Origin of the sequence: Dryocola clanedunensis (assembly GCF_038405435.1) — a bacterium.
Lineage (GTDB): Bacteria > Pseudomonadota > Gammaproteobacteria > Enterobacterales > Enterobacteriaceae > Dryocola > Dryocola clanedunensis_A.
The window spans coordinates 866,629-877,944 of record NZ_JBBYHZ010000001.1; the positions used below are offsets into that span (position 1 = coordinate 866,629).

Annotated in this window: 6 protein-coding genes; 1 reads left to right on the top strand and 5 read right to left on the bottom strand. The window is 57.0% G+C overall.

Annotated elements, in window-relative coordinates; genetic code table 11:
• Positions 1-138: 138 nt before the first annotated feature.
• A complete protein-coding gene (gene metH, locus AAE045_RS04020; protein WP_455546555.1) occupies positions 139-3,822 on the bottom strand; it encodes a methionine synthase in 3,684 nt (1,227 codons plus the stop codon).
• Positions 3,823-4,036: 214 nt separating this feature from the next.
• Here metH and iclR point away from each other — a divergent pair, with 214 nt between their 5' ends.
• The gene (gene iclR / locus AAE045_RS04025) at positions 4,037-4,870 is read left to right on the top strand and encodes a glyoxylate bypass operon transcriptional repressor IclR (RefSeq protein ID WP_455426124.1); all 834 of its coding nucleotides are present in this window, start codon (positions 4,037-4,039) and stop codon (positions 4,868-4,870) included.
• On the opposite strand, the gene aceK is transcribed toward iclR, so the two are convergent.
• The 4 genes from aceK to metA form a co-directional block, all read right to left on the bottom strand.
• Positions 4,867-6,609, bottom strand: coding sequence for a bifunctional isocitrate dehydrogenase kinase/phosphatase (gene aceK, locus AAE045_RS04030; protein ID WP_455546556.1), 1,743 nt, complete (start codon positions 6,607-6,609; stop codon positions 4,867-4,869). The two genes, iclR and aceK, sit on opposite strands and share 4 nt — an antisense overlap.
• Before the next feature lie 105 nt (positions 6,610-6,714).
• Positions 6,715-8,025, bottom strand: coding sequence for an isocitrate lyase (gene aceA / locus AAE045_RS04035; protein WP_455546557.1), 1,311 nt, complete (start codon positions 8,023-8,025; stop codon positions 6,715-6,717).
• A 28-nt stretch (positions 8,026-8,053) separates the two neighbouring features.
• Positions 8,054-9,652 carry a malate synthase A gene (aceB, locus tag AAE045_RS04040; protein WP_455546558.1) on the bottom strand — a complete coding sequence of 533 codons (1,599 nt, stop codon included), beginning with the start codon at positions 9,650-9,652 and terminating at the stop codon, positions 8,054-8,056.
• 257 nt (positions 9,653-9,909) lie between these two features.
• Positions 9,910-10,839, bottom strand: a complete 930-nt coding sequence (gene metA, locus AAE045_RS04045) for a homoserine O-acetyltransferase MetA (protein WP_202307153.1) — start codon at positions 10,837-10,839, stop codon at positions 9,910-9,912.
• Positions 10,840-11,316 lie beyond the last annotated feature (477 nt).

Genomic DNA, 11,316 nt, shown 5'->3' on the forward strand with positions numbered 1-11,316 from the left:
GAAATTCCTTCTCTTTCCAGTATATACGGACTGGCGGTAATAAGGGGGCGGGAGGCATTTGTAGGGTGGATAAGCGCAGGCGTCATCCACCGATAAAAAGTTGTCGGGGGCGCTGCCGCTTACCCGACCTGTAAAATCTTAGTCTGCGTCGTACCCCAGGTTCGGGGCCAGCCAGCGTTCGACGTCCGTCACGGACATGCCTTTACGACGGGCGTAGTCCTCAACCTGATCGCGCTGAATTTGCGCTACGGCGTAGTACTTGCTGTCCGGGTGGCTGAAGTACCAGCCGGAAACCGACGCGCCCGGCCACATGGCGTAGGACTCGGTCAGCTTCATGCCAATGACGTTTTCGACGTCCAGCAGCTCCCAGATGGTCGCCTTTTCGGTATGTTCCGGGCAGGCCGGATAGCCCGGAGCAGGACGGATCCCCTGGTAGTTCTCGCGGATCAGCTCTTCGTTGCTGAGGTTTTCCGTCGGCGCATAGCCCCAGTAAACCTTACGCACCCGCTCATGCAGATATTCCGCAAAGGCTTCCGCCAGGCGGTCCGCCAGCGCCTTCAGCATGATTTTGTTGTAATCATCGTGCTGCGCCTCATAGGCATCAGCGAGCGCGTCTTCTTCCATACCGCCCGTGACGGCAAAGGCACCAATGTAATCCGCTTTACCACTGCTTTTTGGCGCAACAAAATCGGCCAGGCAGTAGTTGGCGAAGCCCACCTTCTCCGTTTGCTGGCGAAGGTGATGCGCGACAGTCAGCACGCGCGTTCGCGTCTCATCGCGATAAATTTCTATGTCATCCACAACGCGGTTAGCCGGGAACAGCCCCACTACGCCGCGCGGGTTGAGGGCTTTTTCCGCGTGAAGCTTGTCGAGCATTTCGTTAGCGTCTTTGAACAGGCGCTGCGCCTCTTCGCCCACCACCTCATCTTCAAGGATGCGCGGGTATTTGCCAGCCAGCGACCAGGTCATGAAGAACGGCGTCCAGTCGATGTAATTACGCAGCGTTTCGATGCTGGCCGTCACTTCCTGCACGCCCAGACGATGGGCGACCGGCGGCGTATAGCTTGACCAGTCGAAGGCCAGATCGTTTTCACGGGCTGCGGCAAGCGTAACCGGCGGCGTACGCGGTTTCTTGCGGGCGTGCTGGGTACGCACGGTTTCGTACTCTTTACGCGTGCGGGCAACAAAATCATCGTGCTGCGTCGAGGAAAGTAGCGCGGAGACCACGCCGACGGTGCGCGAGGCGTTCTGCACGTAGACCGTTGGGCCGCTGTAGTTCTGCTCGATTTTCACCGCCGTGTGCGCCTTGGACGTCGTCGCACCGCCAATCAGCAGCGGCAGCGTGAAGCCCTGGCGCTCCATCTCTTTGGCAACGTTGACCATTTCGTCCAGCGACGGCGTGATAAGCCCGGACAGGCCGATGATATCCGCCCCCACTTCGCGAGCAGTTTTGAGGATTTTTTCCCCCGGCACCATTACGCCGAGGTCGATAATTTCGTAGTTGTTACACTGCAGCACGACGCCAACGATGTTTTTGCCGATGTCGTGAACGTCGCCTTTTACGGTAGCGAGGACGATTTTGCCGTTGGTCGAGCCTTTCTCTTTGCTGGCTTCAATGTACGGTTCAAGATAGGCAACCGCCTGCTTCATGACTCGGGCAGACTTCACCACCTGCGGCAGGAACATTTTCCCTTCGCCGAACAGATCGCCTACCACGTTCATCCCGGCCATCAGCGGCCCTTCGATAACTTCAATCGGGCGCGCGGCCTGCTGGCGGGCCTCTTCGGTATCCAGTTCGATAAATTCGGTGATGCCTTTGACCAGCGAGTAGGACAGGCGCTTTTCGACGTCCCAGCTGCGCCATTCCGCCTGCTGGGCGCTGGCGGTGTCGTCGCTTTTGGTCCCGCGATATTTTTCTGCCAGATCCAGCAGGCGCTCGGTGCTGTCGTCGCGGCGGTTCAGAATCACATCTTCTACCGCATCACGCAGCTCCTGCGAGAGGTCGTCATAAATCGCCAGCTGCCCGGCGTTGACGATGCCCATGTCCATGCCGTTGCGGATAGCGTAATAGAGGAACACGGCGTGAATCGCCTCGCGCACCGGGTCGTTGCCCCGGAAGGAGAACGACACGTTCGACACGCCGCCGGAGATCATCGCGTGCGGCAGCTCGCGCTTAATGTCTTCACAGGCGCCGATGAAGTCCTGAGCGTAGTTGTTGTGTTCTTCGATGCCCGTTGCCACCGCGAAGATATTCGGGTCAAAGATAATGTCTTCCGGCGGGAAGCCGACTTCTTCGGTCAAAATCTTGTAGGCGCGGCGGCAAATTTCAATTTTACGCGCACGGGTATCCGCCTGGCCCTCCTCGTCAAAGGCCATCACCACCATCGCGGCGCCGTAGCGACGCACCAGTTTTGCATGGTGAATAAACTGCTCAACGCCCTCTTTCATGGAGATGGAGTTAACGATGCCCTTGCCCTGGATGCACTTGAGGCCTTTTTCGATGACGTCCCATTTGGAGGAGTCGATCATGATTGGCACGCGGGCAATGTCCGGCTCGCCGGCGATCAGGTTCAGGAAGCGCACCATCGCCGCCTCGGCGTCGAGCATCCCCTCGTCCATGTTGATATCGATGATCTGCGCGCCGCTTTCGACCTGCTGGAGCGCAACTTCCAGCGCTTCGTTGTATTTCTCTTCTTTGATCAGCCGCTTAAATTTAGCGGAGCCGGTGACGTTGGTCCGCTCGCCGACGTTCACAAACAGGCTGTCCGCGCCGATATTTAGCGGCTCAAGCCCCGCCAGACGGCAAGCAACCGGCAGCTCAGGCAGCCTGCGGGGCGCGACGCCTTCAACCGCCCTGCTCATCGCCGCGATATGTTCAGGCGTGGTGCCGCAGCAGCCGCCGACGATATTCAGGAAGCCCGCCTGCGCCCACTCGCCAATCTGCTCGGCCATGGTGTTGGCATCCAGATCGTACTCGCCAAAGGCGTTCGGCAGACCCGCGTTCGGGTGGGCGGTGACGTAACATTCCGCGATGCGAGAAAGCTCGGCGACGTACTGACGCAGTTCGTCCGGCCCCAGCGCACAGTTCAGACCAAAGGTCAGCGCGTCCGCGTGGCGCAGGGAGTTATAGAAAGCTTCGGTCGTCTGCCCGGAAAGGGTGCGACCAGACGCATCGGTAATCGTGCCGGAAATCATGATTGGCAGATCGACGCCCAGCGCTTCAAATTCAGCTTTTACGGCAAAGATTGCCGCTTTGGCGTTCAGAGTATCAAACACCGTTTCGATCATAATAAGGTCAACGCCACCTTCCACCAGCGCGCGGGTGGATTCGCGATAGGCGTCCACCAGCAGGTCGAAGGTGACGTTACGGAATGCGGGATCGTTAACGTCCGGGGAAATAGAAGCCGTGCGGTTCGTCGGGCCTAACACCCCGGCAACGTAGCGCGGTTTTTCAGGCTGACGGGCCGTCCACTCATCGGCACAGGCGCGGGCCAGCTTCGCGGCTTCATAGTTGATTTCCGCCGACAGGGATTCCATCTGGTAATCCGCCATCGCGATGGTCGTGGAGTTGAAGGTGTTGGTTTCGACGATGTCGGCACCCGCTTCAAAGTAGGCATAGTGGATCGCGGCGATAATTTCCGGTTTGCTCAGCACCAGAAGGTCATTGTTGCCCTTCAGGTCGGACGGCCAGTCCGCAAAGCGTTCACCACGGAAATCGCTCTCTTCAAGACGGTAGCTCTGGATCATCGTGCCCATGCCACCATCCAGTACCAGAATGCGTTCTTGCAACTGCTTGTGCAGTTTTTCTACTTTGTTGCTCAACTCAGGCTCCCGGGGACTTAACGGATCGTTGCGGTGCGAAATAGTTCATAACCGGCGAAAAGGCCAGCAGACCATACTGGCATAAGTTACCGGAGGGTAAAAGATATCAAACATGAGACATGTTCAACTGACTGCTCCGATGAGTGGCGCGCTGGTTGCATTATCGCCAAATAAAACGAAAATGATTTCCACGATATGAAAAAAGGAGTCTGCTATGGTCGCTGCCGTTCCCGCCAAACGTGGTAAAAAGCCCCGCGCTGCCACCGCCGCTGCCCCGCAGCCAACCGGGCAGGTCCAGTCGTTAACCCGCGGTCTGAAGCTGCTGGAGTGGATTGCCGAATCCCACGGCAGCGTGGCGCTCACCGAGCTTGCCCAGCAGGCCGGACTGCCTAACTCCACGACGCATCGCCTTCTTACTACCATGCAGCAGCTCGGCTTCGTGCGCCAGACCGGCGACCTGGGCCACTGGACGATTGGCGCCCATGCGTTTGTCGTCGGCAGCAGCTTCCTGCAAAGCCGCAACCTGCTGGCAATCGTCCACCCGATGCTGCGTAAACTGATGGAAGATTCCGGCGAAACGGTAAACCTGGCCGTGCTCGACCACAGCGACCACCAGGCCATTATTATCGATCAGGTGCAGTGCACCCAGCTGATGCGCATGTCGGCCCCTATCGGCGGGAAGTTACCGATGCATGCCTCAGGCGCGGGGAAGGTATTTCTGGCGAACTTAAGTGATGATGAGGTGGGCACTCTGCTGCACCGTAAGGGGCTGCACAGCTACACTCCGGCGACGCTGACGTCACCTTTGCATCTTAAAGAAGATCTGGCCCAGACGCGTAAACGCGGCTATTCGTTCGATGATGAAGAGCACGCGCTGGGGCTGCGCTGCGTGGCGGCGTGTATTTTTGACGAGCACCATGAGGCGTTTGCCGCCATTTCCATTTCGGGGCCGATTTCACGCGTCACCGACGACCGCGTGACCGAGCTGGGCGCGCTGGTCATTAAAGCGGCGAAAGAGATCACTCAGGCTTACGGCGGCGGGCGCTAACCCGCCGCTTTTAAATCTGCGAAGCGCTGGCAAAAACGCTGGCGGCGGCGGTAGGCGTAGACATCCTCTACGTGCCCATTGCGGATGCGCTCCTGTAGTGCGCGCCAGTAGCTGGCCTGGAAAAGGTCACCGTGCATTTCATCAAACAATGGACGGATGCGCGGGTCGGCGCAGAGATAGTGGCGAAACTCCTCGGGAAACACATCTCCCGGCGAGACGCTGTACCAGGGCTCGGCGGACAGCTCATCCTCCGGGTAGCGCGGCGGCGGAATATCGCGGAAGTTCACTTCCGTCATGTAGCAAATCTCGTCGTAATCGTAGAACACCACCCGGCCATGGCGCGTCACGCCAAAGTTTTTAAACAGCATATCGCCCGGGAAAATGTTCGCGGCGGCAAGCTGGCGGATGGCATTGCCGTACTCTTCCACCGCATCCCGCAGCTGCTGCCCTTCCACCCTCTCCAGCCACAGGTTCAGCGGCACCATCCGGCGTTCAATGTAGAGATGGCTGATGGCAATACGGTCGCCCAGATCGGTAAGTTTTTCGGGCGCTTCTTCCTGTAGCAGCGCCAGCAGCGGGGCGCTTATCTGGCGCTTATCCAGCACGAAGTTTTCAAACTCCTGGGTATCCGCCATGCGCCCGACGCGGTCATGCTCTTTGACCAGCTGATAGCAGGCCCGGACGCGCTCGGCGGTCACTTCTTTTTGTGGGGCGAACCTGTCTTTAATCACCTTAAACACCCGATCAAATCCCGGCAGCGTAAAGACCAGCATCACCATGCCGCGTATGCCAGGAGCCTCGATAAACTGTTCATCGGTGGCGGAGATATAGCTGAGGTATTCGCGGTAGCTTTCCGTTTTGCCGTGTTTCTGACAGCCAATCGCCATATACAGCTCGGCGGTGGTTTTGCCCGGCAGCAGCTCGCGCAGCCATTCAACCAGCGCTGCCGGCAGCGGGGCGTATACCATGAAATAGGAGCGGGCAAAGCCAAACACGATGCTCGCCTCGCTGGCGCTGGTCAGGCAGGTATCCACAGCCAGCCGTCCGTCGTCGGTGCGATGAATCGGCAACAGAAACGGCATTTTTCCCTCGGGCAGCGCCAGTTTGCCTACCAGCCAGGCCGCTTTGTTACGATAGAAAAGCTCGTTGGCCACTTCCAGCTGCGCATGGCGCAAAGCATCGGCACCAAAAGTTTCATTGAGGTGCGCGACGATATAGCCCGCGTCACGCGTCAGATCCTGCCAGGGCAGCCGCAGCGGTAAATCGTTGAGCATGTTCCTCAGCATCGGCTGCCACCCCAGCCCAGGGGTAAAGGATTTAGAGAGCGGTCGGGGAATGGTACGAAAGCGCCCTTCGGCCTGGGAGCTGAAAATAAAAAGCCGCTCGGGTGTCAGCGAGCGGTGGTCAAATAACCGGCAGTAGACGGAGTTAAAAAAACTCTCTGCAATTTCGAAGCGAGGGTAATCCGGTAATAAACTGGTGTACTGCTCCTTCACGCGCAGCAGAAAATCCGCATCCGTGTTTTCACTCCCGGTGATACACCGCAGCTGCTCAACAACCAGCCCGACGTGGTGGTCGTAAAGATGGATACGGCTTTTCATCGCCAGCTGCACGGCGTGCCAGTCAGCCTGTTCGAAGCGCTGCTGGGCACCGGCGGTGATCTCCAGAAAACGGCCATACTGCGCGTCAAAGCCCTGCAGGATGGTATGGGCAATTAACAGCTCTCTCCGGCGTACCATTCTTAGCCCCTTTCACTTGTAAGGCAGAAAAGCGCAGCGTTTCCACCTTCTCAAAAGTGGCGGATGACGCGCTGCTTATCCGCCCTACGCTTTCCTGCGAGTTGCTTAGAACTGCTCTTCTTCCGTCGAGCCGGTCAGCGCGGTCACGGAGGACGCGCCGCCCTGAATAATCGTCGTCACGCGGTCAAAGTAGCCGGTTCCCACTTCCTGCTGATGGGAGACGAACGTATAGCCTTCCGGCGCGGCGGCAAATTCCGGCTGCTGCACTTTTTCCACGTAGTGCTTCATGCCTTCGCCCTGCGCGTAGGAATGCGCAAGGTCAAACATGTTGAACCACATGCTGTGGATGCCCGCCAGCGTGATGAACTGGTATTTGTAGCCCATCGCCGACAGTTCCTCCTGGAAGGAAGCGATGGTTTTGTCATCAAGATTTTTCTTCCAGTTAAAGGACGGCGAGCAGTTGTAGGCCAGCAGCTTGCCCGGGAAGCGAGCGTGAATCGCCTCTGCAAAGCGGCGGGCCTGATCGAGATCCGGCTTCGACGTTTCACACCACACCAGATCCGCATACGGCGCGTAAGCCAGCCCGCGGCTGATTGCCTGCTCGATGCCAGCGCGTGTGCGGTAGAAACCTTCCTGCGTGCGCTCGCCGGTGACAAATTCACGGTCGTATTCGTCGCAGTCTGACGTGATGAGGTCAGCCGCATCGGCGTCGGTGCGGGCAATCAGCAGCGTTGGTACGCCCATCACGTCCGCTGCCAGGCGGGCAGCAACCAGCTTCTGAATCGCTTCCTGTGTCGGCACCAGCACCTTACCGCCCATATGGCCACATTTCTTCACGGAAGCGAGCTGGTCTTCAAAGTGAACCGCCGCTGCCCCCGCCTGAATCATGGATTTCATTAGCTCAAAAGCATTCAGTACCCCGCCAAAACCCGCTTCCGCATCGGCAACGATCGGCAGGAAATAATCCACGTAACGCGGATCGCCCGGCTCAATATTCGATGCCCACTGGATCTGATCCGCACGACGAAAAGTATTGTTGATCCGATCCACTACGGCAGGGACGGAGTTCGCCGGGTAGAGCGACTGATCCGGATACATGCTCGACGCCAGGTTCGCGTCTGCCGCGACCTGCCAGCCGGAAAGATAGATTGCCTCAATGCCCGCTTTCGCCTGCTGCAGTGCCTGCCCACCGGTCAGCGCACCGAGACTGTTGATATAGCCTTTTTTGGACTCGCCGTGCAGCAGACGCCACATCCTCGCCGCGCCGTTCTGCGCCAGCGTACATTCCGGGTTCACCGAACCGCGTAGCTTCACAACCTCTTCCGCAGTGTACGGACGCTTGATGCCATTCCAGCGCGGTTGGGTCCAGTCCTGCTGAAGCCGTTCGATTTGTTGGGTACGAGAGATTTTAGTCATGGCAGATGCTCCTTTTTATAAGTTGGGTTCAGGCAAGCAGGCGGTAGCCCGGCAGCGTCAGGAAGTCGATTAGCGTGTCGGAGGTGGTGATTTGCTCCATCAGACGCGCCGCTTCGTCAAAGCGCCCCTGGCTGAAACGACGGTCGCCCAGCTCCTCCTGAATGACGAGCATCTCCTCCGCGAGCATCTGGCGGAACAGCGCTTTGGTTATCGTCTGGCCGCTGCTGAGGGTTTTCTCGTGGTGGATCCACTGCCAGATAGAAGTACGTGAAATTTCTGCGGTTGCCGCGTCTTCCATCAGCCCGTAAATCGGCACGCAGCCATTGCCGGAAATCCATGCCTCGATGTACTGAACGGCTACGCGAATGTTGGCCCGCATGCCATCTTCTGTGCGCTCGCCCGGGCACGGCTCCAGAAGCTGAGCAGCGGTAACAGGGGCATCTTCATTACGCGTCACATCGAGCTGGTTTTGCTTGTCGCCCAGGGCGTTACTGAACACGTCCATGACGGCATCGGCCAGGCCTGGATGGGCAATCCAGGTGCCATCATGCCCGTTGGAGGCTTCCATCTGCTTGTCTGCTTTGACTTTATTGAGCACCCAGTTATTACGCTCGCTGTCTTTGCTGGGGATGAACGCCGCCATGCCGCCCATCGCAAACGCGCCGCGACGGTGGCAGGTTTTGATCAGCAGGCGCGAATAGGCGTTCAGGAAAGGTTTATCCATGGTGACCGACTGGCGATCCGGCAGCACGCGATCCGGGTGATTCTTCAGCGTCTTGATATAGCTGAAGATATAGTCCCAGCGGCCGCAGTTCAGGCCAACGATGTGATCGCGCAGCGCGTGAAGGATTTCGTCCATCTGGAACACGGCTGGCAGCGTTTCTATCAGCAGCGTTGCTTTGATGGTGCCGCGCGGCAGGGAGAAATGATCTTCGGTGAAGGTGAATACTTCACTCCACCATGCCGCTTCCTGCCATGACTGAGTTTTCGGCAGATAGAAGTACGGGCCGCTGCCTTTCGCCAGCAGCGCATCCACGTTGTGGAAGAAGTAGAGGGCAAAATCAAACAGGCTGCCGGGAACTGGCTCATCGCGCCAGGTGACATGCTTTTCAGGCAGGTGCAGGCCACGCACGCGGCAGATCAGAACGGCCGGGTCCGGTTTGAGCTGATAGATCTTGCCGGCTTCGTTGGTCCAGCTGATAGTCCCGTTGATGGCGTCGCGCAGGTTGATCTGCCCGTCGATCACCTTGCTCCAGCTCGGCGCCAGCGAATCCTCAAAGTCGGCCATAAAGACTTTCACGTTGGCATTCAGCGCGTTGATCACCATCTTGCGTTCAACCGGGCCGGTTATCTCCACGCGGCGATCCTGCAGGTCCGCCGGAATACCGCGAATCATCCAGTCAGATTTACGAATGGAACTCGTTTCCGAAATAAAATCTGGAAGCTCACCTGCATCAATTGCCGCCTGCTGCGCGACGCGCGCTGCCAGCAGCTTATTGCGCTGCGGCGTAAAGCGGGTAACCAGCTCGCTGAGGAACTCGACCGCATCCGGCGTCAGGATCTGCTGCTCTTGTTCTCCGAAAGGCTGGCTAAAGGCCAGCTCCGCGCTAACTGTCTGTTGTGTCATACGTTCTTCCCCTCATATCATCCCGTCGAAAAGCCAGTTCTATCTGGTAAGGCCAGTGTGTGGTTTTCGCTCAACAGAATTAAGACTACTTGAGGATTTATTAAAATCAAAAACAATTTCCATTTTTGATTTGAAAATCGTTTATCACATTGAAAAATAGGAGATTAAAATTTATTCAGATGGGGAATCGATTTTTAGACATGAAAAAAGGCACCCTGAGGTGCCTTCATGCCGCTGACGGTGGGGCGCTGAAACGCTTAATCGAGCGTAGGATTCATGTGGCGAAGATCGAACGGGGTGATCTGGTAAACGTAGTAGTTGAGCCAGTTGGTGAACAGCAGGTTGCCGTGGCTGCGCCATGTCGCGCGTGGTTTTTTCTGCGGATCGTTATCCGGGAAATAGTTGTACGGCACGTCCGGGTTCAGACCTGCTTCCACGTCGCGGAAATACTCGCCGGAAAGCGTATGCGCGTCATACTCCGGGTGGCCGGTCACAAAGGCAATACGCTTATCTTTGCTGCCAAAGAGGTAAGCATCCCCTTCCTCCGACTCGGCAAGGATCTCCAGATCGGTATAGTCACGAATCAAAGACGCCGGGAAGTCAGCATAGCGAGAATGCGGGGCAAGGAATGAATCGTCAAAGCCGCGCGTCAGCAGCGCATGGGGATAAGTGAGATGGTGTTCATACACGCCGGACAGCTTCTCTTTACGGGTTTGTTTAGGGATACCGTAAAGGATATTCAGTGCAGCCTGGACGGCCCAGCAAACAAACAGCGTGGAGGTAACGTGATCTTTTGCCCAGTGCAGCACCTGCTCTATCTGCGGCCAGTAGGCAACATCGTTGAATTCCACCAGGCCCAGCGGCGCGCCGGTGACGATCAGTCCATCAAAATTTTCATCCTGAATATCTTCGAAATTACAGTAGAAATTGTTGAGGTGCTCCGCCGGGGTATTGCGGGACTCACGAGAATCGATACGCAGCAGCTGAACGTCAACCTGAAGAGGAGAGTTTGAAAGCAGACGCAAAAACTGATTTTCCGTCTCGATCTTTTTCGGCATCAGATTAAGGATAAGTACTTTAAGCGGGCGAATCTCCTGATTGCTCGCGCGTGAGGTAGTCATGACAAAGACGTTCTCTTCACGCAGGAAATTGACGGCCGGTAACTCATCCAGTACCCGAATTGGCATAACCTCTATCCTCACAGCATACGTTTAAACGTTTAGACATCCAGATAGCTGAAGATAACGCGACCCTTGTCAAATGTCGAGTCTTCATAAGATAGTTGAAAATGTTTCACTTAACCGGGGGTGTTGATGACAGTGGAATATAGGGGGAAATGGCGGTGATTATGGTGTTTTATACCAGGAGTGTCAGAGTTTTTTCCTAAACCGCAGACGACAAAAAGGCCACTCTTTCGAGTGGCCTTGATGCTTGTTTGGAGCCTGGCAGTTGATGAACTTCGTTCACCCTGCGGGCCGTTGCTTTGCAACGTTCAGGCTGCGCCTGTCCTACTCTCTGAGAGTAACGAACTGGCGGAATGCAGTAAAAGAAAAGGCCCCGTGCTTGCGCACAGGGCCTTGTCTTTTATTTGGAGCCTGGCAGTTCCCTACTCTCGCATGGGGAGACCCCACACTACCATCGGCGCTACGGCGTTTCACTTCTGA